Source organism: Massilia rhizosphaerae, from assembly GCF_016093545.1.
GTDB classification, from domain to species: Bacteria; Pseudomonadota; Gammaproteobacteria; order Burkholderiales; family Burkholderiaceae_D; genus Telluria; species Telluria rhizosphaerae.
In genome coordinates this window covers 547354-570955 of the sequence record NZ_JADKYX010000002.1, presented here as the reverse complement: position 1 = coordinate 570955, position 23602 = coordinate 547354, and the positions used below count along the sequence as shown (strand labels likewise).

Genomic DNA, 23602 nt, shown 5'->3' with positions numbered 1-23602 from the left:
AGACCAGGACGTTGATAGGTCGGGTGTGGAAGTGCAGTAATGCATTAAGCTAACCGATACTAATTGCCCGTACGGCTTGTCCCTATAACCTTGGCAGTCATTGCCAACGCAAGGGTTCAGCTGTTTGTTGAGACAACAGATACGAAAACACTTCTTCCGGATTCAGGGTAGCGCCAGCGATATCGCGGCGACACCCGTACAAGTTATGCCTGATGACCATAGCAAGTCGGTACCACCCCTTCCCATCCCGAACAGGACCGTGAAACGACTTTGCGCCGATGATAGTGCTGCAACCAGTGTGAAAGTAGGTTATCGTCAGGCTAGTTATTAAGCAAAGCCCGCTCAGTTAAGTCTGAGCGGGCTTTTTGCTTTCTAGCCTCCAGAATATTTAAATCGGAAAAATCGAAACCTGACAAGCCGCTATTCTCGTAGTTGTGGGAAAAGCAAAAATCGCTAGCATCGTTGCTACCGATCTGCTTTATCTACCTACAAGGAGCAGCATGTCTTCCATTCGTGTTTTTCCTGTATTCGCCACCGCCGCCTTGGGCGTCCTCCTCGCCGCGTGCGGCCACCATGCCGGCGACGATCCGACGCCCGTTCCGACACCGCCGCCTCAATTCAGCGCCGACATCACCCGCACGACACATGGCGTGGTACACGTCAAGGCAGCCGATTTCCGCAGCCTCGGTTACGGCCTTGCTTACGCCTACGCGCAGGACAATCTGTGCATGTTTGCCGATTCCCTGCTGACCGTGCGCGGCGAGCGCTCACTGTACTTCGGCGGCGACGCGCATGCCACGGCGCGCAAGGGCGACGAATACGGCGCCGCCAGCGGCTTCATGGATCTCAAGAACGAGGACAGCGATTTCTTTTTCAAGGGCTATCTCGACGTCGACCAGCTGCGCGCCGGTTACGCCGCCGGCCCGAAGGAGCCGCGCGATCTGCTCGAAGGTTATGTTGCCGGCTACAACCGCTACCTCAAGGACAACGCCGGCAATTATCCGGCCGCGTGCAATCAGGCGAAGTGGGTGAAGCCGATGACGGTCGAGGACATGTATCTCGTCCTGGCCGAGAAGGCATTGCACGCGTCGGGCGAAGTGTTTGCGAAGGAAATCGTGGCGGGCGCGCGCGACGCGAACGCGACGGTGGCTGCGCGATCGCCGCGGCGCAAGCTCGATCCCGCCTTTCTCCTCGCACGCCTGGACCAGGTGGTGCACCAGGGCTTCGGCAGCAATGCGCTGGCCGTCGGCAAGGATTTATCGGCCAGCGGACACGGCCTCCTGCTCGGCAATCCGCATTTCCCGTGGACGAGCACCGACCGCTTCTACCAGGCCCACCTCACCGTCCCCGGCCGCTATGACGTGATGGGCGTCGTGCTGGGCGGGGTGCCGCTCGTCGTCATCGGCTTCAACAAGGACGTGGCGTGGTCGCACACCGTCACGGCGGCCACGCACTTCACGACGTTCAAACTGGCCGTCGACGCGGGCGACGCCACGGGCACGACCTATCTCGTGGACGGAAACCGCGAGAAGATGACGTCGAAGACGGTGTCGGTCGATGTCCTCATGCCGGACGGGACGACGGCAAAGCACACCAAGACCTTCTATTTCAGCAAGCAGGGCGCCGTGATCGTCAAGCCGGAGGCGGGGCTGACGTGGACGAGTACCGCCGCGTACGTCCTCGCGGACCCGAACCGCGCCAATACCCGCATGCTGGAGCAGTGGCTCGGCATCGGCACCGCGACGAGCGTCCAGGCGCTCAAATCGTCGCTGGACACGGTCGTCGGTCTGCCGTGGGTGAACACCATCGCGGCCGACCGCGCCGGCAATGCGTTATACGCCGACGCGAGCGTCGTCCCGCACGTCACGACCGACAAGTTCGCCGGCAACTGCCTGCTGCTGCCCGCCCTCGTGCTGTTCGACGGCTCGCGCAGCGCGTGCGCGTGGGGCCAGGACGCCAGTGCCCCGGCCGGCATCTTCTCGCCCGCGAACGGACCGTCGATGCTGCGCACGGATTACGTCGCGAACTCGAACGACAGCTACTGGCTGACCAATGCCCGGTCCCTGCTCACGGGGCCGGCGCCGCTGGGCTATTCTCCGCTGTACGGCAAGACGGGCGTCGAGCAGCGCCTGCGCACGCGCATCGGCTTCATCCAGTTCGAGGAGCTGGCGCAGCAGGGACATAAATTCCAGCTGTCCGATCTGCAGACGCTCGTGTTCGCCGACCGCATCTACGCCGCCGAGCTCGTGTTGCCGGACTTGTTGCCGGCCTGCCCGACGGACGACGCCACGTTGGTCCAGGCCTGTGCCGTCCTCGGCGCATGGGATCGCCATGCCAATCTCGACAGCCGGGGCGCCGTGCTGTTCCGCGAGTTCTGGAATGCGGCGTCGCAGATTCCCAATAAGTGGAAGGTGCCGCTCGATCCGGCCGACCCCGTCCACACGCCCAACGGCGTGGCGCCGGCCGCCCTGCCGGCGATGTTCGCGGCGCTGAAGACGGCGGCCCAGAGGCTGCAATCGCTGAACATCCCGCTCGACGGCAAGCTGGGCGATTACCAGGGCGAGACGCGCAACGGCGTGCGCACGCCCTTGCACGGCGGCGTCGGCGACATCGACGGTTCCTACAACTCGCTGCGGATGAGCACAGGCCTGACGGCCACCGGCTACAACAACGTCTACTGGGGCACGAGTTACGTGCAGACGGTGACGTTCGACGATGCCGGTCCGGTCGCCCAGGCGATGCTCGTGTATGGCCAGTCGACGGATCCCAAGTCGCCGTATTACGCGGACCAGCTGGGCCCGTATTCGCGCAAGGAATGGCCGGTGCTGCCCTTCAGCGAGGCCAGCATCGATGCGGATCCGAACCGCAAGACGGTGACCTTGACGGAGTGAGGCGTCACGCCTGCGACAGCGGCGCCGGGTCCTGGGCCACCGCGGTGGCCGTCTTGTTGCTGGTGATGCTTGCGCCGTCGCCGCGGCGCAGGCGGGCGAAGACGAGGGACGAGAGCATCGTCATCAGGGCGAGTGCGATGAACGCGTGGTGCAGGGCCTTCGTGACCATCACCTGGTCCGTCTGCGGCACGCGCCCCAGGAACCAGGCCGTCACGAGCGAGCCGGTGGCCAGGCCGAAGCTCATCGACAATTGCTGGAACGACGAGGCCATCGTGCTCGCCATGCTCGAATCCTTCGGCTCGATGTCGGCGTAGGCCAGCGAGTTCATGCTCGAGAATTGCAGCGAGTTGAAAAAGCCCTGCAACAAGCCGATGCCGGCGATGGCGTACCACGGCGTGTTCGCGTTCACCAGCGCGAACAGGCCGATCGTCAGGCCGATGCAGATCGTATTGAACGTGAGCACCTGGCGGTAGCCGAAGCGGGCCAGCACCTTGGGGGCGATGAGCTTCATGCCCATCGCGGCGGCGGCCGTCGGCATCATCAGCAGGCCGGATTGCCATGGCGCCAGTTTCAGGCCCAACTGGTACAGCAGCGGCAGCAGGAAGGGCAGGCCGCCGATGCCCAGGCGCGTGATGAAGCCGCCCAGCACCGAGATGCGGAACGTACGCACCTTGAACAACGCCAGGCGCAGCAGCGGGAACTGGTTCTGGCTCGCGTGCCACGCATATGCGGTCAGCAGGGCGATGGACAGCGCCAGCATCAGGCCGGCGGTGATCGGGTCGAGCGTGTGCTCGCCGAAGATTTCCAGCAGCCACGACAGGATCGCCGTGCCCGAACTGAACAGGATCAGTCCGATCACGTCCAGCGGGCGCGGTTCGGCGCCGTGGTAGTCCGGCATGTGGCGCCAGACGAGGAACAGGGCGAGCAGGCCGACGGGCACGTTGACGAAGAAGATGGCGCGCCATGACATCCAGTGCACGATCAGGCCGCCGACCGTCGGGCCGAGCAGCGGACCGATCAGCGCCGGCAGGATCACGAAGTTCATTGCGCCCAACAACTCGTTCTTGGGAAACGTCCGGATGATGGACAACCGACCCACCGGCATCATCATCGCGCCGCCCAGTCCTTGCAGGAGGCGGGCCGCCACCATCATCGGCGCGTTCAGCGACAGGCCGCACAGCACCGAGGCCGCCGTAAAGATCGCGATCGCCGTGAAGAACACGCGGCGCGTGCCGAAGCGGTCCGCGATCCACCCGCTCACCGGGATGCCCACGGCCAGGCTGAGGATGTAGCTGGTGACGACGGATTTGAGGCTGAGCGGCGTGACTTGCAGGCTGGCCGCGATGCTGGGAACGGCGGTGTTGACGATGGTGGCGTCGAGCTGCTCCATGAACAGCGCCGTCGCCACGAGCCAGGGGAGGTACCGTTTGATGATGTCGGTGTCGGTCATCGGGATGGTCTGACGCGACGCACGGAGCAGGCGCCGCCCGCTCCGATTGTCACACAAATCCCGAAAATTCGGGGTCAGAGCACATATTTCGGCAAATTCGGGGTCAGAGCGATTTTCTGAACAATTGTTCGTCGCGACGCTGGCACGTGTAGAGGACGGCAGTTGGACCGCATCGCTTGGCTTGGAAAACAGCGATCCGCATATCGTTGCGCCTGCGGATGACTGCGAGAACTTGCGCCTAAAAGTGCTCTGACCCCGAATTTGTGCTCTGACCCCGAATTTTGATCAGTAGTGGTAGGCGGCTTTCAGGAGGAGCAGGTTGACGCCGCCGTTCGGGTGCTTGATGCCGCCGTTCGAGTAATGCTGCAGGCGGGCGCCCAGTTCCCATTTGTTGGCGAATACGTAGCCGACGCCCACGTGGTCGGCGAATTCGAACGCGGTCGACAACTGGCGATGCGTGTTACGGTACACGCTGGAGAACAGCGCGGCGCCGATGCCGGCGTCGGCGTAGAAGCCGAGCTTGTCGTCGGCTTCCCAGCGGAACACCGGCGTGATGCCGACCACGGCCAGGTCCTTCTTCTCGCCCGGCACGTTCAGCCACTGGTTGGCACGCCAGTACGCGACGTTCGCGTCCCAGTAGCCGGACAGGTGGTAGCCGCCGGCCGGCAGCCAGTTCTTGTTCCAGTCCTTCTGGACCGCGAGGCGGACGACTTGCACGTGCTCGCCGCCGCCGGCCTCGACCGACGAGGAATCGAACATGCGGTCGGCCGCATGGCCCGCCGTCGCGGCCGAGAACGCGGCCACGGCCGCCAGAAAACGCATTATTTTTTTCATGGAGAACATTGCCTTTGTTGTGAAAGTGAAGCCGTGCAAGCGGAATGGTCACGGCCAAACCGCTATTGTAGCGAGGTCGATGCAGGGACGTAGTCAGGCTATCAATTGTTACAATATGGTCAACGAATAATCGTGAGGATGCAATGACGTTACCGACCGTGGCATTTCTCGGCATCGGCCTGATGGGCAAGCCGATGGCGACCCGGCTGGCCCAGGCCGGCTATCCCCTGCGCGTGTGGAACCGCACGGCCGCCAAGGCCGAGGCCTTGCGCGCGACAGGCGCCGAACCCCGCGCCGACCTGAGCGAGGCCGTGCGCGGCGCCGACATCGTGATCTCGATGCTGGAAGCGGGACCGATCGTCGGCCAGGTCATCGACCATGCCTTGCCGGCCCTCACGCAAGGCACGCTGTGGATCGACATGAGTTCCACGCGCCAGGACGAGGCCCTGACGTTCGCGGATCGCCTGCGGCAGGCCGGTTGCCGTTTCGTCGACGCGCCCGTGTCCGGCGGCGTGGGCGGCGCGGAAGCGGGCCAGCTCGCGATCATGGCCGGCGCCGACGCGGCCGACTACGCGCAGGCCGAACCCGTGCTGCGCGTGCTGGGCAGTCCGAAAGCCGTCGGCCCCGTCGGCAGCGGCCAGGTGGCCAAGCTGTGCAACCAGCTGATCGTCGGCGCCACGATCAACGTCGTGGCGGAAGCGCTGCTGCTGGCGCAAGCGGCGGGCGCCGATCCGGCCGCCGTGCGCGAGGCGATCAGCAAAGGCTTCGCCGGCAGCCGCGTGCTGGAGGTGCACGGACAGCGGATGCTGGAACGCAATTTCATCCCCGGCGGCCAGGTCAAGACGCAGTTGAAGGATCAGCGCAACATCCTGGCGGCGGCCGGCGCGGCCGGGGTCGTGCTGCCGGTCACGGAACTGGTGACGCGCCAGTACGAGACGATTGCGACCGATATCCCGGCTGCCGACCACGCGGCAGGTCTCATCGCGCTGGAACGGATGAATCCCGGCAAGCGCCTCGGCACCGCGCCGGACCGCCTGCCCTGATCAGGCGTTGGTCGCAACCGGCAGGCTCGTCTCGACCAGGCGCGCCCAGTAGCTGGCGCCGATCGGCAGCAGGTGGTCGTTGAAATCGTAGCTGCCGTTGTGCAGCTGGCACGGTCCGAGGCCGTGGCCATGCGAGCGGTGGTCGCCGTCGCCGTTGCCGATGAAGACATAGCAGCCCGGCTTTTCCTGCAGCATGAACGCGAAGTCCTCGGCGCCCATCGTCGGTTCGACGTTCGTGTCGACGTTGTCCGTCCCCACCACCGCGCGCATCGCGTCGATGGCGACCGCCGTCTGCGCCGGATGATTGATCAGCGGCGGATAATTGCGCTTGAACGAGAAGTCGATGCCGGCGCCGAAGCCCGACGCGAGGCCGTCCGCGATTTCGTGCATGCGCCGCTCGATCAGGTCCAGCACGTCCGTCGAGAACGTGCGCACGGTACCGATCATGACGGCGTCGTCGGGGATCACGTTCGTGGCGCTGCCGGCGTGGATCTGCGTGATCGACAGCACGGCCGTGTCGAGCGGGTTCTTTTCGCGCGAGATGATCGTCTGCCACGCTTGCGCGATCTGCACGGCGACCATCACCGGATCGACGCCGCGGTGCGGTTGCGCGGCGTGTCCGCCCTTGCCTTTGACGACGACGCGGAACTCGTTACTGGATGCCATCATCGGCCCCGCGACGACGCCGAAGGTGCCCGTCTTGATGCCGGGCCAGTTGTGCATGCCGTACACGGCTTCCATCGGGAAGCGTTCGAACAGGCCGTCGTCCATCATGCGGCGCGCGCCGGCGCCGCCTTCCTCGGCCGGTTGGAAGATCAGGTAGACGGTGCCGTCGAAGTTGCGGTTCTGCGACAGATAGTGGGCTGCACCCAACAGCATCGTTGTGTGACCGTCATGACCGCAAGCATGCATCTTGCCCGCATGGCGCGACGCGTGATCAAATGTGTTGAGTTCCTGCATCGGCAGCGCATCCATGTCGGCACGCAGGCCGATGGCGCGGCCGGAGGTGCCGTTCTTGATGATGCCGACGACGCCCGTCACGCCCAGGCCCCGGACTACGGGGATGCCCCATTCGGTCAGCCTGTCCGCGACGACGTCGGCCGTGCGCTGTTCTTCGTAGCAGAGTTCGGGATGGGCGTGGATGTCGCGCCGGATCGTTTCGAGCTCGGATTGGTAAGCCAGAATAGGTTCTACTAATCTCATTCGTTCTCTCCATATCCTGTGATGCCTGATAGGCATGCATGTTTTGAACTATTGTAGCCCTTCCATCATGTGCAACGCCAGGGTCCCCACGGTTGATGCCGGAATCGTATAAAGTACTGGTTTATCGACGTTTTTCTGGATGCATCCGATGACCAAGACCATCGTCCGCGGCGCCTGCCCGCATGACTGCCCCGATACCTGCGCGCTCCTCGTGACCGTGGAGGATGGCGTGGCCACGGAGGTCAAGGGCGATCCGGATCATCCGACGACGGCCGGCGTGCTGTGCACCAAGGTCGCGCGCTACGTCGAACGCACCTATCACCCCGACCGCCTGCTGTACCCCATGCGCCGCGTGGGCAAGAAGGGCGAAGGCAAGTTCGAACGTATCACGTGGGAGCAGGCGCTCGACGAGATCGCGGCGCGCCTGCAGCCCATCGCCGCGCGCGATCCGCAGGGGATCCTGCCGTACAGCTATTGCGGCACGATGGGCCTCGTGCAGGGCGAGGCGATGGCCATGCGTTTCTTCCACACGCTGGGCGCCTCGCTGCTCGACCGCACCGTGTGCGCGAACGCCGGCGCCACCGGCTATAAATACACGATCGGCGGTTCGATCGGCACGGATACCGAACAGTTCCAGGATGCGAAGCTGATCTTGATCTGGGGCGGCAATCCGATCGCGTCGAACCTGCATATGTGGATGCGGTTGCAGGAAGCGAAGCGCCGCGGCGCGAAGCTGATCGCCATCGATCCCTACCGCTCCCTCACGGCCGAGAAATGTCACCAGCACATCGCGCTGATGCCCGGCACGGATGCCGCGCTGGCGCTGGGCATGATGCACGTGCTGGTGAAGGAGAACCTGCTCGACCACGATTACATCGAAAAATATTCGTTCGGTTTCGCGCAACTGAAGGACCGCGTGGCCGAGTGGACGCCGGAGCGCACCGCGCAAACGTGCGGCATCACGGTCGACGAAGTCGTGGAACTCGCCCGCGAGTACGGCCGCACGGCGCGCGCGGGCGAGCCGGTCGCGATCCGCATGAATTACGGCTTGCAGCGCGTGCACGGCGGCGGCATGGCCGTGCGCACGATCGCCTGCCTGCCGGCCCTCGTGGGCGCATGGCGCCACGCGGCCGGCGGCGTGCAGTTGTCGACGTCGGGCACGTTCCCGGCCGATAAGGTCACCCTGCAACGTCCGGACCTGTTGCGCGGCAAGCAGCCGCGCACGATCAATATGAACACCATCGGCGCGGACCTGCAGAAGGACGCGTCGCCCGCATTCGGCCCGAAGATCGAGGCCGTCATCGTGTACAACTCGAACCCCCTCGCCATCGCGCCGGATTCGGCGCAGGTGCAGCGCGGCTTCGCGCGCGACGATTTATTTACCGTGGTGCTGGAACACTTCCAGACCGATACCGCCGACTACGCGGACATCCTGCTGCCGGCCACCACGCAGCTGGAACACGTCGACGCGCACCTCGCCTACGGTCATTTGTACATGATGGCGAACAACGCGGCGATTTCTCCGCTGGGCGAAGCGAAGCCGAACACGGAAATCTTCCGCCTGATCGCGAAGCGCATGGGTTTTACGGATCCGGCCTTCGACGAGACGGACGACGAACTGGCGGCCAAGGCGTTCGATACCAGGAACGAGCGCGCCGTGCACTTCGACTGGTCGTCGCTGAAACGCACCGGCTGGCAAAAGCTGAACATGCCGGCCGCGCCGTTCGCCGCGGGCGGCTTTCCGACGCCGTCCGGCAAGTGCGAGTTTTATTCCGCTTCGATGCTGGCCGACGGCCTCGATCCATTGCCGACCTATATTCCGAACTACGAATCGGTCGCGTCCAACCCCGAACTGGCAGAGAACTATCCGTTGGCGATGATTTCTCCGCCGGCCAGGAACTTCCTCAACTCAACCTTTGTCAATGTCCAGAGCCTCCGCGCAACGGAAGGTGAACCGCACCTGGACATCCATCCCGACGACGCGGCCTCCCGGGGCATCGCGGACGGCGAGATGGTGCGCATCTTCAACGACCGGGGCGCGTTCGTCGCGCGCGCTCGGGTCACCGCCCGCGCGCGGGCCGGCCTTGTCGTCGGCTTGTCGATCTGGTGGAAGAAGCTCGCCAGCGACGGCAAGAACGCCAACGAAGTGACCAGCCAGCGCCTGACCGATATGGGTAGGGCGCCCACCTTTTACGACACGCTGGTGCAGGTTGAAAAGGCCGCACCATGATCCGGAAAAATGAAACTCATGCGAATCACCCCGTGGTTCCGCACCGTGCTGATCGCAGGCACGGCGGCGGGGCTGCTGGCCAGCTGTTCCACGCTGAACTACTACTCCCAGGCGGCCCAGGGCCAGCTTGAACTCCTGTCGGACGCCCGTCCGATCGATGACTGGATCGCCGACCCCGGCACCAGTACCAAATTGCGCCATCGCCTCGAGACGGCGCGCCAGATCCGCCGCTTCGCAGTTGTCGAAATGGCTTTACCCGACAACAACAGCTACAAGAATTACGCCTCCCTCAAGCGCAAATACGTGCTGTGGAACGTCGTCGCCACGCCCGAGCTGTCGCTGAATCCCCTGCAATGGTGCTTTCCTGTCGCCGGTTGCGTGAACTACCGCGGCTATTACAACAAGGCCGCGGCGGACGCGTATGCGCAGCAACTGCGCGCGGACGGCGACGATGTCGAGGTCGGCGGCGTGGCCGCGTATTCGACGCTCGGCTGGTTCAGCGACCCCTTGATTTCCACGTTCATCAACTACCCGGACGGCGAGCTGGCGCGCATGATCTTCCACGAGCTGGCGCACCAGATCGTGTACGCGCAGGGCGATTCGCAATTCAACGAATCGTTCGCATCGACGGTGGAAGAGGTCGGCGTCGAGCGCTGGATGGACCGCTTCGGCAACCAGCAGATGCGCGACGCCTATGCGCGCTACCGCAGCCGCAAGAAGGATTTCCTCGCGTTGCTGTTGAAGTACCGCAAGGCGCTCGAGCGGAACTACGCTCTCGTCGACCGCAGCGATGCGGAAAAGCGGGCCGTCAAGGCGCGTCTGTTCCAGGAGCTCAAGGACGAGTACCAAGTGCTCAAGGGCAACTGGGGCGGCTATGCGGGCTACGACCGCTTCTTCGACCAGCCGCTGTCGAACGCCCACCTGGCGTCGATCGCGACCTACGAAGACTTCGTGCCGGCGTTCCGCGCCCTGTTGCAGCGTGAAGGCACCTTCCCGAGGTTTTATCAGGCGGTCAAGCAACTGGCCGACATGGACCGCACGGACCGTCACCGGGTGCTGAACGCGATGGTGCCGCCGCTCGTGGCGGCGCCGCTGATGGTACAGCGCAGCGACACCCAGCCATAGGCGGCCTCGATAGAGTCGTTGTTCGAATTTCGCAAAAGTGCTTGCGTCCACGCGCGCTGCCCGATAGCATCTTGCTTATTAATATCAGCACGACCGTGCGATTTTTTGACGGGGTGTCGCGCGCGGCGGCTCGTTGGTAAGATCTTGCCAGACTCAGAACGATAACGACACTGGAGACAGAGGCACGATGGACAAGATTTGGCTCAAGGCTTATCCGCCCGGCGTGCCGGCGGAGATCGATCCCGACCAGTATGGTTCGCTGGTGCAGCTGCTGGAGGAATCGTTCCGCAAGTATGCGGCAAACAACGCTTTCGTCTGCATGGACAAGTTCCTCACGTACGGGGAACTGGACAATATGTCGAAGCGGCTGGGCGCCTGGCTGCAGAGCCGCGGCATGAAGCCGGGCGCGCGCGTGGCCGTCATGATGCCGAACGTGCTGCAATATCCGGTGGCGCTGGCCGCCATCCTGCGCGCGGGTTATGCCGTCGTCAACGTCAATCCGCTGTACACGCCGCGCGAACTGGAGCACCAGCTCAAGGATTCGGGCAGCGAAGCCATCATCGTGCTCGAGAACTTCGCGCACACGGTCGAGCAGGTGCTGCCCAGGACGGCGGTGCGCCACGTCGTCGTCGCGAGCGCGGGCGAACTGCTGGGCGGCGTGAAGGGCATGCTGGTGAATTTCGTCGTCCGCAACATCAAGAAACTGGTGCCGGACTTCACGATCCCGCACATGGTGCGCTTCAAGGACGCGCTGGCGCAGGGCGCCAGGATGCCGTTCCAGGCGGCGCAGCTGAAGAATACGGACGTCGCCTTCCTGCAGTACACCGGCGGCACGACGGGCGTGTCGAAGGGCGCGACGCTCACGCACCGCAACGTCATCGCCAACATCCTGCAGACGGAGGCGTGGTCGAAGCCGGCGATGAGCCAGCCGCCGCTCGCCGAATTCCCGACCATCGTGTGCGCGCTGCCGCTGTACCACATCTTCGCGCTGACGGCGTGCGCGCTGTGGGGCATGCGCGTGGGCGCGTTGAACATCCTGATTCCGAACCCGCGCGACATCGCGGGCTTCATCAAGGAACTCAAGAAGTACCGCATCAACATGCTGCCCGCGGTGAACACGCTGTACAACGCGCTCGTGAACCATCCCGATTTCAAGGACGTCGACTTCAGCGCGCTGAAGGTGTCCAACGGCGGCGGCATGGCCGTGCAGCAGGCCGTCAACGACAAGTGGAAGGCGCTCACGGGCACCAACATCATCGAGGGCTACGGCCTGTCGGAGACGGCCCCCGTGGCCACGTGCAACCGCTGCGACGTGCCGGGCTTCACCGGCACGATCGGGCTGCCGGTGCCGTCGACGGAGATCGCCATCGTCGACGACGACGGCAGGCCGCTGCCGCTGGGCAGCGTGGGCGAGATCGCGATCCGCGGCCCGCAGGTGATGGCCGGCTACTGGAATCGCCCGGACGAGACGGCGAAGGTGATGACGGCGGACGGCTTCTTCAAGTCGGGCGACGTCGGCATCATGGACGAGAACGGGTACGTGAAGATCGTCGACCGCAAGAAGGACATGATCCTCGTGTCGGGCTTCAACGTGTACCCGAACGAACTGGAAGCGGTGATCGCGGCGCATCCGGGCGTGCTGGAATGCGCGGTGGTCGGCGTGCCGGACGAGCACTCCGGCGAAGCGGTGAAGGTGTTCGTCGTGCGCAAGGACGCGCACCTGACGGCCGAGCAGCTGATGGACTACTGCAGGCGCGAGCTCACGGGCTACAAGAAGCCGAAATACATCGAATTCCGCGACGAGCTGCCGAAGACGAACGTCGGCAAGATCCTGCGCCGCGCGCTGCGCGACGAAAAGCAGGCGGCATAGCCGAGGCGGCAGCACGGCACGAACCGCCCGTCTGCCGGGCGGTTTTTTTGCGCACACGATTGAATGATTGAGAACTAGCGAGGCAATGACATGGACAAATTCTGGCTGAAGTCGTACGAGGCGGGCGTGCCCGCGGAGATCGACTGGACGCAGTACCGCTCCCTTACGCACCTGCTGGAGGACGCCTTCCGCAAGTACGCCAACCGCGACGCCTTCGCCTGCATGGGCAAGTCCATGACGTTCGCGGAGCTGGACAGGATGTCCGGCGCGATGGCCGCGTGGCTGCAGCAGAAAGGTCTGGCGCCGGGCGCGCGAGTGGCGATCATGCTGCCGAACGTGCTGCAGTATCCGGTGGCGATGGCCGCCATCCTGCGCGCCGGCTACACCATCGTCAACGTCAACCCGCTGTACACGGCGCGCGAACTGCAGCACCAGCTGAACGACTCGGGCGCCGAGGCCATCGTCGTGCTGGAGAACTTCGCGCACACCGTCGCCGACGTCCTGCCGAACACGAAGGTCAAGCACGTCATCGTGGCCACCATGGGCGACCTGCTGGGCGTGAAGGGACTGCTCGTCAACTTCGTCGTGCGCACGGTGAAAAAGATGGTGCCGGCGTGGTCGCTGCCGGCGGCCGTGCCGTTCAAGCGCATGCTGGCCGAAGGCGCGCGCCTGGCCCGCAAACCCGTCGAGTGCGGCAGCGACGACGTCGCCTTCCTGCAGTACACGGGCGGCACGACGGGCGTGTCGAAGGGCGCCGTGCTGAAGCACCGGAACGTGATCGCGAACATCCTGCAGAACGAAGCCTGGTTCGCGCCCACGCTGGCCAGGATCCCGGCCGGCGCGACACCGCAATTCGTGTGCGCGCTGCCGCTGTACCACATCTATGCGCTGACGGTGTGCGCGCTGCTCGGCATCCGCCTGGGCGGCACCAACCTCCTGATCCCGAACCCGCGCGACATCGGTGGTTTCATCAAGGAGCTGAAGGGCCGCCGCATGAACATCTTCCCGGCCGTGAACACGCTGTACAACGGTCTCCTGAACCATCCGGACTTCGCGAGCCTGGATTTCTCGGACCTGCTCGTGTGCCCGGGCGGCGGCATGGCCGTGCAGAAGGCCGTGGCCGACAAGTGGCTCGCCGTCACGGGCATCCCGATCGTGGAAGGCTACGGCCTGTCGGAGACGTCGCCCGTGGTCGCCGCCAACCGTTGCGACATCAAGGAATTCACGGGGACCATCGGCTACCCGCTGCCGTCGACCGAGCTGCGCATCCTCGACGATGCCGGCAACGACGTCCCGTTCGGCACGCCCGGCGAGATCGCCGTGCGCGGGCCGCAGGTGATGAGCGGCTACTGGCAGCGTCCGGACGAGACGGCGAAGGTCATGACGGCGGACGGCTTTTTCAAGACGGGCGACATCGGCGTGATGAACGAGAGCGGCGCCGTCAAGATCGTCGACCGCAAGAAGGACATGATCCTCGTGTCGGGCTTCAACGTGTATCCGAACGAAGTCGAGGACGTCGTCGCGTCGCACCCGGGCGTGCTGGAAGTGGCGTGCGTGGGCGTGCCGGACGAGCACTCCGGCGAGGCCGTCAAGCTGTACGTCGTCAAGAAGGACAAGGGCCTCACCAAGGACGAGCTGCTGGCTTATTGCAAGGAGCAGCTGACCGGTTATAAACGGCCGAAGTACGTCGAGTTCCGCGACAGCCTGCCCAAGACGAACGTCGGCAAGATCCTGCGGCGCGAGCTGCGGGACGAGAAGCAGCCGGCTTAAATCGCCGTAATCTCCACGCCCGGCTTCCCATCCTCGACCCGGAAGGCCGCCAGCTCGCGCTGGGCGGTCTTCGGGTCGCGCACCTCGTCCAGCCCCAGGAAGCGCGTGCGCGTTTCCGCCGGGGTGATCTCCATCAGCATGTAACCCCGCTTGTCGCTGCGCCCGAACTTGATGTGCGGGTTCATGGCCACGTATTCCGCCGTGCGCTGCTGCGGGCGCGAGTTCGACGTGACGGACGTGCCGACGAATTCCGTCGCGACCACCGGATTCGCCTTCGACACGGGCCGGTCGAAATCGCGCCGCAGCTCCGTCGCGTAGAACGTGTGGACGTCGCCGCCCAGCACGAGCGGATTCGCGGCGCCCGTCCCGGCGAGCGTGTCGAGCAGGCGCCGGCGCGCGATCGGGTAACCGTCCCAGCCATCCGTCCAGAAGCGGCCGCCGTCCGGTGCCGTCACGGGAATCTGCGACGACTGCGCCATCAGCGTCTGCTGCGCGAGGATGTTCCAGCGCGCCCGCGACGATGCCAGCCCGGCCTCGAGCCACGCTTCCTGCTCGAGCCCCAGCATCGAGCGGCGCGGGTCGCGCAGGTCGGGGCAGGCGCGCGGCGTGACGGAATTCGAGCCGCCGCGGCCGGGACGCGGGCAGGCTTCGTAGGCGCGGTACTGGCGGTCGTCCAGCACGAACAAGCGCGCGAGGCGCCCCCAGTCGTAGCGCTGGAACATGCGCACGTTCGCGAAGTTGCGCGGCGGCGGCAGGCGCAGCGGCATGTGCTCGTAAAAGGCCTGGTAGGCGGCCGCGCGCCGCGCCGCGAAGTCGGGGGCCAGCCGCTCGTCGCGGTCGGCCGCGTAGTCGTTCGCCACCTCGTGATCGTCCCAGGTGACGATCCACGGCGCGGCCAGGTGCGCGGCCTGCAGGTCGGGGTCGGTCTTGTACTGGGCGTAGCGGCGGCGGTAGTCGTCCAGCGTGAACGATTCGTCCCGGCGCACGATCCGCTCCCCCGGCGCCGGATGCCGCAGGCGGTAGGCGCCCCATTCGTAGATGTAGTCGCCGAGGAAGGCGACCAGGTCGGGATTCGCCTGCGCGATGTGGCGATGCGCCGCATAGCTGCCGAATTCCCAGTGCTGGCACGAGGCCACCGCGAGCTTGAGCGCGTCCGGCAGGCTGTCCGGCGCGGGGGCCGTGCGCGTGCGCCCGACGGGGCTGACGGCGTCGCCCAGCATGAAGCGATACCAGTACCAGCGCGCGCTCTGCAAGCCGCGCACGTCCACGCGCACGCTGTGCGCCAGCTCGGGCGTGGCGAGCACGCTGCCCTTGGCGACGACGTTGCGGAATGCGGCGTCGTGCGCCATTTCCCATCGCAGCGTCAGCGCGAGCGGCGGCGTCTTCGTCGCGTCGAGCGGATCGGGGGCGACGCGCGTCCACAGGACCACGCCATCCGGCAGCGGCGCGCCGGATGCGACGCCGAGGCTGAACGGATAGCCGGCCGCGTTCGACGGCCGCGCGAGCAGCAGGGAAGTCGACGCCGCCGCGAGCCGCGCGGCGTTCAGCAAAAACAGGCGGCGCGGCCAAGTCATCGATAACGGCGGCTTACTGCGCGATCAGCGCTTCCAGCGGCGGCAACTGGCGCGGCTTGCGGTCCGGGCCCGTGGCGACATAGGTCAGCGTGGCTTCCGTCACCTTGACGACGTCCGTCTGCAGGCGGTTGCGCTCCGCGTACACCTCGACGTAGACGGTGATCGAAGTATTGCCGACCTTGACGATGTCGGCGTAGAACGACAGCAAATCGCCGACGAACACCGGGTTCTTGAACAGGAAGGAATTCACGGCGATGGTGGCGACGCGGCCATTCGCGCGGCGCACGGCCGGCAGCGAGCCGGCCACGTCGACCTGGGCCATGATCCAGCCGCCGAACACGTCCCCGTAGACGTTCGCATCGGACGGGGCGGGCATCATCCGCAGCACGGGCATCTTTCCTTCGGGCAGGCGGCTGATGGACGGGGACTGGTTTTCGGGCTGGGTCATCTTGAAATCTCGGTAAAGGCTACAATCCTCTCGATTGAACCATAAAAGCCGAAGCCCTGCCATGCGACGCTCTTCTCCAAACTCCCTGCCGCCCGCGGCCGACCCGAACGCACGCCGGAACGACTGGGCGACCATCGCCACCTTGCTGCCCTACCTGTGGGTCTATAAATGGCGCGTACTGGCCGCGCTGATCTGCCTCGTCGGCGCCAAGATGGCCAACGTCGGCGTGCCGCTCGTGCTGAAAAAGCTCATCGACGCGCTGACGATCAACCCATCGAACCCGCACGCGCTGCTCGTGCTGCCGCTCGGCGCGCTGATCGCCTACGGCCTGCTGCGCTTTTCCACGACCCTGTTCACCGAGCTGCGCGAATTCCTGTTCGCGCGCGTGACGCAGCGCGCCGTGCGCACGATCGCCCTGAAAGTGTTCCGGCACCTGCACGCGCTGTCGCTGCGCTTCCACCTGAACCGCCAGACCGGCGGCATGACGCGCGACATCGAGCGCGGCACGCGCGGCGTCAGCTCGCTCGTGTCGTACTCGCTGTTCTCGATCCTGCCCACGCTCGTCGAGATCACGCTGGTGCTGGGCTACCTCGGCACGCACTACGACGCCTGGTTCGCGGGCATCACCGTCATCGCCCTCGTCACGTACATCACGTTCACCGTGACCGTGACGGAATGGCGCACGCATTTCCGCCGCACGATGAACGAGCTGGATTCGAAGGCGAACACGAAGGCGATCGACTCGCTGATCAACTACGAGACCGTGAAATACTTCGGCAACGAGGACTACGAGGCGCAGCGCTACGACGAAGGCCTGCAGCGCTACGAGCAGGCGGCCGTGCGTTCGCAGACGTCGCTGTCGTTGCTCAACAGCGGCCAGTCCCTGATCATCGCGGCGGCCGTCACGGCGATCCTGTGGCGCGCGACGCAGGGCGTGATCGACAAGACGATGACGCTGGGCGACCTCGTGCTCGTGAACTCGTTCATGATCCAGCTGTACATCCCGCTGAACTTCCTGGGCGTGATCTACCGCGAGATCAAGCAGAGCCTCGCCGACATGGAGCGCCTGTTCGGCCTTCTCGAGCAGAACCGCGAAGTGGCCGACTCCCCTCATGCGAAGCCGCTCGCGATTCAAGGAACCCCGGGCGCGAAGGTGGAGTTCTCGCACGTGGAATTCAACTACGACCCGAAACGCCAGATCCTGTTCGACGTCGACTTCACGATCGCGCCCGGCACGACGACGGCCGTCGTGGGCCACAGCGGTTCGGGCAAGTCGACCTTGTCGCGCCTGCTGTTCCGCTTCTACGACGTGCAGCAGGGCGCCATCCGCATCGACGGCCAGGACGTGCGCAACGTGACGCAGGATTCGCTGCGCCACGCGATCGGCATCGTCCCGCAGGACACGGTGCTGTTCAACGACACCATCGAATACAACATCGCCTACGGCCGTCCCGGTGCGAGCAAGGCTGACATCGTGGCGGCCGCGCGTGCCGCGTCGATCCACGACTTCATCGAAACCCTGCCCGACGGCTATGCGACAATGGTGGGCGAACGCGGCCTCAAATTGTCCGGCGGCGAAAAGCAGCGGGTGGCCATTGCGCGCACGCTGCTCAAGAACCCAGCGATCCTGATCTTCGACGAAGCGACGTCGGCGCTCGATTCGAAGTCGGAGCAGGCGATCCAGGCGCAGTTGAAGGAAATCGCGAAGCAGCGCACGACGCTCGTCATCGCGCACCGCCTGTCGACCATCGCCGACGCCCACCAGATCCTCGTGCTCGACCACGGCCGCATCGTCGAGCGGGGCACGCACGCTTCCTTGATCGCGGCGGACGGCCTGTACAAGCAGATGTGGGACCGCCAGCAGGCAAGGCAGGACGAGGACCTGGCCTCACCGCCGGTCGAAGTCGTACAAGATTAGGATTGAACAGAATGGAAAAACAGATCGTCGAGATCGACATGGCGGATGTCGGCCACGGCAACCCGGCCTGGATCGCCGCGCTGGAAGCGGGCAAGGTGCTGTACTTCCCGAACTTCGGGCAGCACGGCTTCGCGCCGCAGAAGGAAGAGCTGACGCTGTTCCGCGAAGACATCCGCGACCCCAAGACCCGCAACATCAGCCTGTCCGCGAGCGGCGACCTGAAAGGCGTCACCGGCGACGATGCGACGCGCGCGCTGATGGCCGGGATGATCGGGCGCTTCCGGGCCGAAGCGGAAGGCCTGCTGGCCAACCTGGTGCCGCGCTACGGCGAGCATCTGCGGCGCGGCGCGACGAGCTTCCGGCCAGCAGTCGTGCAGAATCGCGTGCAGTCGTGGCGCGCGGACGACCGCCGCATGCACGTGGACGCGTTCCCGTCGCGCCCGAACTACGGCGAACGCCTGCTGCGCGTGTTCACCAATGTGAACCCGGAAGGCGCGCCGCGCGTGTGGCGCGTGGGCGAACCGTTCGAGGACGTGGCCCGGCGCTTCCTGCCGAAGGTGAAGCCGTATTCGGCCTGGCAGGCCAGGGTGCTGAAGCTGCTCCACGTGACGAAGTCGCTGCGCAGCGAATACGACCACATCATGCTGCAGCTGCACGACGCCATGAAGTCCGACCTCGACTACCAGAAGAACGCGCCGCAGGTCACGTTCGACTTCCCGCCGGGCTGCGCGTGGGTGTGCTTCTCGGACCAGACCTCGCACGCCGTGATGGCGGGGCAGTACATGATGGAGCACACGCTGCAGCTGTCGCCCATGCACCAGTACGACAAGGATGCGAGTCCGCTGGCGATCCTTACGCGCATGAAAGGGCATGCGCTCGTTTGATATCGCGTGCGTCACGGGTAGGGTGGGCACTCCGTGCCCACGCGTTCAACCAGCTTGTGAATGAACGCGCTGATTGAATTCTCGCGGGTCGACCTCCGGATGTGAAAAAGCCGCCCTGGTAGAGCGGCTTTTTCGTCCCGAGCTGGCGCCAATCGAGTGACACCGCAAGGGGGGAGTGGTCGAAGTATGGTCGCAAATCCCGGAGACCAAGTCAAGAAGGCTCGGTCTTCGTCGATCTAAGCAAATCGGCCGTTCGTGCGTTGGTTGACCCCATCCTACCCTAACGCACCCTTCACCTTAATACGTGTAGAACATCCGCTGAATCTCTTTGGTGTCGTGCGTCTTGGTCAGCGCCAGCATCAAGAGGATGCGCGCCTTCTGCGGATTGAGCGTGTCGGCCACCACGAAGTCCAGCTGGTCGTCATTGGCTTCGCCGTTGCGCGCCACGATGCCGTGGCCCACGCGGCTCGCGCGCACGATGATCACGCCCTTCTTGCGCGCGGCCGAGAGGGCCGGGCGCACCTTGATCGGCAGGCTGCCGTCGCCCACGCCCGCGTGGATCAGGCCCTCGTCGCCGGCGGCGACCAGTGCGTTGACGGCCGTCGGGCCCACGTTCGCGTAGGTGTAGGCGATGTCGACTTGCGGCAGCGACGTCAGGTTGCTCACGTCGAACTCCGTGTCGACGGTGTTCTTGCGGGTCGAGGCACGGTAGAAGTGCGGCTTGTTGCCCACCACGTAGCCGAGCAGGCCCAGTTCCGTCGACTTGAAGGTGTCCGTCGTCGTCGTGTTGGTCTTGCTGACGTCGCGCGCGGCGTTGATCTGGTCGTTCATCACGACGAGCACGCCCTTGCCCACGGCTTCCTGGCTGCCGGCGACGAGCACCGCGTTGTACAGGTTGATCGGGCCGTCGGCCGAGATCGCGGTCGACGGACGCATCGCGCCCACCACCACCACCGGCTTGCGGCTCTTGACGACGAGGTCGAGGAAGTACGCCGTTTCCTCGATCGTGTCGGTGCCGTGGGTGATCACGATGCCGTCCACGTCAGGCCGGGCCAGCAGCGTGTTGACGCGCTTGGCCAGGGTCAGCCAATGCTCGTTGCTCATGTTTTCGCTGGCGATCTGGAACACCTGTTCGCCGGTCACGTGCGCGACCTGCTTCAGTTCCGGGACGGCCTTGATCAGGTCATCGACGCCGACCTTGGCGGCCGTGTAGCCGACCGTCGTCGTGCTGGTGGCGCCGGTGCCGGCGATGGTGCCGCCGGTGGCGAGGATCACGACGTTGGGCAGGCGGGCGGCCGTCTGCGCTTGCGCGGCCGCGGCCCACACCGAAAACAGGAACAGTGCGAAGAGTGCGCGTATGGATTTTAAAAACATTGGATCTCCTTTTTTAACAATTTTTGGAAGGCAAAAAAAAGGCTCCTGCGGAAGGAGCCTGGTTTCGGGAGCCGCTCAGCGCAAGGGCGCGGCGGCGATGTCTTTCTCGGCAGGTGTTGGATCGGTGAGGTCCCCCTCCCACTTTGCGACGACCGCGGTGGCGATGCCGTTGCCGATCACGTTCGTGGCCGATCGGCCCATGTCGAGAAAATGGTCGATCCCGAGCAGCAGCAGCAGGCCTGCTTCCGGGATGTGGAACTGGCTCAGGGTGGCGGCGATGACGACGAGCGATGCGCGCGGCACGCCGGCCATGCCCTTCGACGTCAGCATCAGCACGAGCATCATGGTCAGCTGCGTGGACAGCGGCAGCTCCATGCCGTAGGCCTGGGCGATGAAGACGGCGGCGAACGTGCAGTACATCATCGAGCCGTCCAGGTTGAACGAGTAGCCGATCGGCAGCACGAACGCGGCCAGGCGGTTCTTGACGCCGAAGCGCTCCAGGCCTTCCAGCGTTTTCGGGTACGCGGCTTCCGACGAGGCGCAGGTGAATGCGAGGATGGTCGGTTCGCGCAGCAGCCCGAGAAGCTTGAACAGGCGCGGTCCGACGAACAGCACGCCGATCGTGATCAGCACGGCCCACAGCAGCAGGATGCCGAGGTAGAACTCGGCCATGAACTTGCCGTAGGTGCCGAGCACGCCGACGCCGCTCGTCGCGACGACGTCGGCGACGGCCGCGAACACGGCGAACGGCGCGAAGTTCATCACGTAGCCGGTCACCTTCAGCATCACGTGCGCGGCGCCATCGATGGCGGCGATCATCGGCGCGGCGCGCTCGCCCACGGCGGCGGCGCCGGTGCCGAAGAAGATCGAGAAGATCACGATCTGCAGGATTTCGTTCTTGGCCATGCCCTCGAAGATCGAGGTCGGCACGAGGTGGGTGACGAAGTCCTTGAGCGTGAGGCCGGATGCGGTGACGCCCGACGAGGCGCCCGTCGCCGGCAGGCCGCCGGCCAAGGCCATCGCATCGCCCGGACGGAACAGGTTCACGAGAATCAGGCCCAGGGTGAGCGAGAGCAGGGAAGCGACGATGAACCAGCCCAGCGCCTTGACGCCGATGCGGCCGACTTCCGCCGCGTCGCCCATCTTGGCGATGCCGACCACCAGCGTGGAGAACACGAGCGGCGCGATGATCATCTTGATCAGGCGGAGGAACAGGGTCGTCACCAGCGACATGGTGTCGGCGAATCCCTTGGGATCGGCAATATGGGTGTTCGCCACATAGCCGACGGCGACGCCGAGGACCAGGCCCACGAGGATCCAGGTGGTGAGACGGTTTCGTTTGTTCATAAGCTTCCTCTGTGGTGGCGGGACAGGGGGAGATCGTCCGTCCTGTTCCGGCGCCGTGGCACAATCTCGTGCAAGATCAGGTAATTGCCGGGTGCCTGGTGCTGTGATATTGACAAGTCCCGGCAGTATCCTAGGCGTTGATGGTACTGTCAAGCACACTCAAACCCGGCGCAACGAATGATCGACATCGACAACGTCAGCAAGTGGTACGGCACTTTTCAGGTCCTGCGCGACTGCACGACGCGCGTCGCGCGCGGCGACGTCGTCGTCGTGTGCGGGCCGTCCGGCTCCGGCAAGTCGACGCTCATCAAGACCGTCAACGGCCTCGAGCCCTTCCAGCGGGGCGCGATCCGCGTGGACGGCACGTCCGTCGGCGACCCCGCCACGCACCTGCCGGCGCTGCGCGCGCGCATCGGCATGGTATTCCAGAATTTCGAACTGTTCCCGCACCTGACGGTGCGCGACAACCTGAACCTGGCCCAGGTCAAGGTGCTGAATCGCTCGCGCGACGAGGCGACCGTCAACGGCCTGGCCTACCTGGACCGCGTGGGCCTGCTGGCGCACCAGGACAAATTCCCGGCCCAGCTCTCGGGCGGCCAGCAGCAGCGCGTGGCGATCGCGCGGGCGTTGGCGATGGATCCCGTCGCGATGCTGTTCGACGAGCCGACGTCCGCGCTCGACCCGGAAATGGTGGGCGAAGTCCTCGACGTGATGACGGACCTGGCCGGCGACGGCATGACGATGATGGTCGTGACCCACGAGATGGGCTTCGCGCGCCGCGTAGCGGACCGCGTCCTGTTCATGGACGAGGGGCGGATCGTCGAGGACAGCTCGGCGGAGGCGTTCTTCGAGGCGCCGGCATCGGAGCGGGCCAGGGCGTTCCTGGCCAGGATCATCCACTGATCACAGGTTGCGCAACACCAGGCTCGCCCCGCCCGCGATCAGCACGACCCACACCGCCTGCCTGACCTGCTCCGCCGGCATCCACTGGTGCAGGCGGTTGCCCAGGTACAGCCCGCCGAGCGCGAACGGCAGCAGCACGGTGGCCAGCAGCGGCAGCGTCGCCTGGCGATACAGCCCGGCGCCCGTGAACAGCACGAGGCGCGCGACGGCGCTGAAGAGCAGCACGCCGCTGATGGTGGCGCGCAGGGTCAGCTTGTCGTGCAGCCGCCGCGTGAGGAAGATCGTGTAGAACGGGCCGCCCGTCCCGAACAGCGCCGTGAACATGCCGCCGACGACGCCGAACGGCCCGGCCCACGCGCTCGCCAGCGGCCGCGGCTTGCCGTGCACGAGCAGGCTCCAGGCCGAATAGCACAGGATGAACAGGCCGAGCACGAGCAGCAGCAAGTGCTCGGGCGCGCGCACGAGGGCGAGCACGCCGAGCGCCATCCCGGCCAGCATGAAGGGAATCAGGCGCAGCGCTTCCCGTTTTTCGATGAAGCGGCGGTTCCTGAGGCCCAGCAGCAGGCCGGACACGAGATCGAACACGAGCATCAGCGGCACCGCCATGCGCAGCGGGATCAACAGCACGAGCAGCGGCATCGCCGTCACGGACGAGCCGAAACCGGTGAGGCCGTACACCGTGTACCCGAATACGATGATGCACGCCAGCAGGGTGAGCGTGGTCAAATCGAATGCCAT

17 protein-coding genes and 2 rRNA genes are annotated in these 23602 nt (G+C 65.2%); 11 read left to right on the top strand and 8 right to left on the bottom strand.

The window, feature by feature from the left end; genetic code table 11:
* The 3 genes from ISF28_RS05655 to ISF28_RS05645 form a co-directional block, all read left to right on the top strand.
* Positions 1-84: ribosomal RNA gene (locus tag ISF28_RS05655) — 23S ribosomal RNA — on the top strand; the annotation flags it as partial.
* Positions 85-208: 124 nt separating this feature from the next.
* Positions 209-321, top strand: a 5S ribosomal RNA gene (gene rrf / locus ISF28_RS05650).
* 179 nt (positions 322-500) lie between these two features.
* The gene (locus ISF28_RS05645; RefSeq protein ID WP_198116155.1) at positions 501-2891 is read left to right on the top strand and encodes a penicillin acylase family protein; all 2391 of its coding nucleotides are present in this window, start codon (positions 501-503) and stop codon (positions 2889-2891) included.
* Positions 2892-2895: 4 nt separating this feature from the next.
* Here ISF28_RS05645 and ISF28_RS05640 read toward each other — a convergent pair whose 3' ends face one another.
* Both ISF28_RS05640 and ISF28_RS05635 read right to left on the bottom strand, forming a co-directional pair.
* The gene (locus tag ISF28_RS05640) at positions 2896-4341 is read right to left on the bottom strand and encodes a DHA2 family efflux MFS transporter permease subunit (RefSeq protein WP_198116154.1); all 1446 of its coding nucleotides are present in this window, start codon (positions 4339-4341) and stop codon (positions 2896-2898) included.
* 285 nt (positions 4342-4626) lie between these two features.
* Positions 4627-5175 (bottom strand): acyloxyacyl hydrolase, encoded by a 549-nt coding sequence (locus ISF28_RS05635; RefSeq protein ID WP_229518884.1) that lies wholly within the window; start codon positions 5173-5175, stop codon positions 4627-4629.
* A 143-nt stretch (positions 5176-5318) separates the two neighbouring features.
* Here ISF28_RS05635 and ISF28_RS05630 point away from each other — a divergent pair, with 143 nt between their 5' ends.
* Positions 5319-6218, top strand: coding sequence for an NAD(P)-dependent oxidoreductase (locus ISF28_RS05630; protein ID WP_198116152.1), 900 nt, complete (start codon positions 5319-5321; stop codon positions 6216-6218).
* Here ISF28_RS05630 and ISF28_RS05625 read toward each other — a convergent pair whose 3' ends face one another.
* Complete coding sequence (locus tag ISF28_RS05625; protein WP_198116151.1) at positions 6219-7421, bottom strand: M20 aminoacylase family protein; 1203 nt, start codon at positions 7419-7421, stop codon at positions 6219-6221.
* A 148-nt stretch (positions 7422-7569) separates the two neighbouring features.
* Here ISF28_RS05625 and ISF28_RS05620 point away from each other — a divergent pair, with 148 nt between their 5' ends.
* The 4 genes from ISF28_RS05620 to ISF28_RS05605 all read left to right on the top strand — a co-directional run bounded on the left by ISF28_RS05620 (position 7570) and on the right by ISF28_RS05605 (position 14416).
* On the top strand, positions 7570-9651 hold the full coding sequence (locus tag ISF28_RS05620) for a molybdopterin-containing oxidoreductase family protein (RefSeq protein ID WP_198116150.1): 2082 nt from the start codon (positions 7570-7572) through the stop codon (positions 9649-9651).
* Between the two features lie 18 nt (positions 9652-9669).
* Positions 9670-10776, top strand: coding sequence for an aminopeptidase (locus ISF28_RS05615; RefSeq protein WP_198116189.1), 1107 nt, complete (start codon positions 9670-9672; stop codon positions 10774-10776).
* A 187-nt stretch (positions 10777-10963) separates the two neighbouring features.
* Positions 10964-12646: a long-chain-fatty-acid--CoA ligase gene (locus tag ISF28_RS05610; RefSeq protein WP_198116149.1), complete on the top strand. Its 1683-nt coding sequence runs from the start codon at positions 10964-10966 to the stop codon at positions 12644-12646.
* Positions 12647-12736: 90 nt separating this feature from the next.
* Positions 12737-14416: a long-chain-fatty-acid--CoA ligase gene (locus ISF28_RS05605; protein ID WP_198116148.1), complete on the top strand. Its 1680-nt coding sequence runs from the start codon at positions 12737-12739 to the stop codon at positions 14414-14416.
* Here the strand turns inward: ISF28_RS05605 and ISF28_RS05600 are convergent.
* Both ISF28_RS05600 and ISF28_RS05595 read right to left on the bottom strand, forming a co-directional pair.
* Positions 14413-15990, bottom strand: coding sequence for an alkaline phosphatase D family protein (locus tag ISF28_RS05600; protein WP_198116147.1), 1578 nt, complete (start codon positions 15988-15990; stop codon positions 14413-14415). The genes ISF28_RS05605 and ISF28_RS05600 overlap by 4 nt on opposite strands.
* Positions 15991-16003: 13 nt before the next feature.
* Complete coding sequence (locus ISF28_RS05595; protein WP_198116146.1) at positions 16004-16438, bottom strand: acyl-CoA thioesterase; 435 nt, start codon at positions 16436-16438, stop codon at positions 16004-16006.
* Between the two features lie 61 nt (positions 16439-16499).
* On the opposite strand from ISF28_RS05595, the gene ISF28_RS05590 reads away from it, so the two are divergent.
* Both ISF28_RS05590 and kdoO read left to right on the top strand, forming a co-directional pair.
* Complete coding sequence (locus ISF28_RS05590) at positions 16500-18356, top strand: ABCB family ABC transporter ATP-binding protein/permease (protein WP_229518883.1); 1857 nt, start codon at positions 16500-16502, stop codon at positions 18354-18356.
* 11 nt (positions 18357-18367) lie between these two features.
* Positions 18368-19240: a Kdo hydroxylase KdoO gene (gene kdoO, locus ISF28_RS05585; RefSeq protein WP_198116145.1), complete on the top strand. Its 873-nt coding sequence runs from the start codon at positions 18368-18370 to the stop codon at positions 19238-19240.
* A gap of 297 nt (positions 19241-19537) precedes the next feature.
* Here kdoO and ISF28_RS05580 read toward each other — a convergent pair whose 3' ends face one another.
* Both ISF28_RS05580 and ISF28_RS05575 read right to left on the bottom strand, forming a co-directional pair.
* On the bottom strand, positions 19538-20614 hold the full coding sequence (locus ISF28_RS05580) for a type II asparaginase (RefSeq protein WP_198116144.1): 1077 nt from the start codon (positions 20612-20614) through the stop codon (positions 19538-19540).
* A gap of 75 nt (positions 20615-20689) precedes the next feature.
* Complete coding sequence (locus ISF28_RS05575) at positions 20690-21961, bottom strand: dicarboxylate/amino acid:cation symporter (protein WP_198116143.1); 1272 nt, start codon at positions 21959-21961, stop codon at positions 20690-20692.
* Positions 21962-22138: 177 nt separating this feature from the next.
* On the opposite strand from ISF28_RS05575, the gene ISF28_RS05570 reads away from it, so the two are divergent.
* Entirely contained in the window at positions 22139-22864 is a 726-nt protein-coding gene (locus ISF28_RS05570) for an amino acid ABC transporter ATP-binding protein (protein WP_198116142.1), read from the top strand.
* Here ISF28_RS05570 and ISF28_RS05565 read toward each other — a convergent pair whose 3' ends face one another.
* Complete coding sequence (locus ISF28_RS05565) at positions 22865-23602, bottom strand: sulfite exporter TauE/SafE family protein (RefSeq protein WP_198116141.1); 738 nt, start codon at positions 23600-23602, stop codon at positions 22865-22867.

What these genes read in the sequence shown, in the direction of transcription:
- ISF28_RS05640 (WP_198116154.1), bottom strand. Translation starts at nt 4,341, where the DNA reads ATGACCGACACCGACATCATCAAACGGTACCTCCCCTGGCTCGTGGCG.
- ISF28_RS05595 (WP_198116146.1), bottom strand. Translation starts at nt 16,438, where the DNA reads ATGACCCAGCCCGAAAACCAGTCCCCGTCCATCAGCCGCCTGCCCGAA.
- ISF28_RS05620 (WP_198116150.1), top strand. Translation starts at nt 7,570, where the DNA reads ATGACCAAGACCATCGTCCGCGGCGCCTGCCCGCATGACTGCCCCGAT.
- ISF28_RS05630 (WP_198116152.1), top strand. Translation starts at nt 5,319, where the DNA reads ATGACGTTACCGACCGTGGCATTTCTCGGCATCGGCCTGATGGGCAAG.
- ISF28_RS05615 (WP_198116189.1), top strand. Translation starts at nt 9,670, where the DNA reads ATGCGAATCACCCCGTGGTTCCGCACCGTGCTGATCGCAGGCACGGCG.
- ISF28_RS05605 (WP_198116148.1), top strand. Translation starts at nt 12,737, where the DNA reads ATGGACAAATTCTGGCTGAAGTCGTACGAGGCGGGCGTGCCCGCGGAG.
- ISF28_RS05565 (WP_198116141.1), bottom strand. Translation starts at nt 23,602, where the DNA reads ATGGCATTCGATTTGACCACGCTCACCCTGCTGGCGTGCATCATCGTA.
- ISF28_RS05600 (WP_198116147.1), bottom strand. Translation starts at nt 15,990, where the DNA reads ATGACTTGGCCGCGCCGCCTGTTTTTGCTGAACGCCGCGCGGCTCGCG.
- ISF28_RS05635 (WP_229518884.1), bottom strand. Translation starts at nt 5,175, where the DNA reads ATGAAAAAAATAATGCGTTTTCTGGCGGCCGTGGCCGCGTTCTCGGCC.
- ISF28_RS05580 (WP_198116144.1), bottom strand. Translation starts at nt 20,614, where the DNA reads ATGTTTTTAAAATCCATACGCGCACTCTTCGCACTGTTCCTGTTTTCG.
- ISF28_RS05645 (WP_198116155.1), top strand. Translation starts at nt 501, where the DNA reads ATGTCTTCCATTCGTGTTTTTCCTGTATTCGCCACCGCCGCCTTGGGC.
- ISF28_RS05570 (WP_198116142.1), top strand. Translation starts at nt 22,139, where the DNA reads ATGATCGACATCGACAACGTCAGCAAGTGGTACGGCACTTTTCAGGTC.
- ISF28_RS05590 (WP_229518883.1), top strand. Translation starts at nt 16,500, where the DNA reads ATGCGACGCTCTTCTCCAAACTCCCTGCCGCCCGCGGCCGACCCGAAC.
- ISF28_RS05625 (WP_198116151.1), bottom strand. Translation starts at nt 7,421, where the DNA reads ATGAGATTAGTAGAACCTATTCTGGCTTACCAATCCGAGCTCGAAACG.
- ISF28_RS05575 (WP_198116143.1), bottom strand. Translation starts at nt 21,961, where the DNA reads ATGAACAAACGAAACCGTCTCACCACCTGGATCCTCGTGGGCCTGGTC.
- kdoO (WP_198116145.1), top strand. Translation starts at nt 18,368, where the DNA reads ATGGAAAAACAGATCGTCGAGATCGACATGGCGGATGTCGGCCACGGC.
- ISF28_RS05610 (WP_198116149.1), top strand. Translation starts at nt 10,964, where the DNA reads ATGGACAAGATTTGGCTCAAGGCTTATCCGCCCGGCGTGCCGGCGGAG.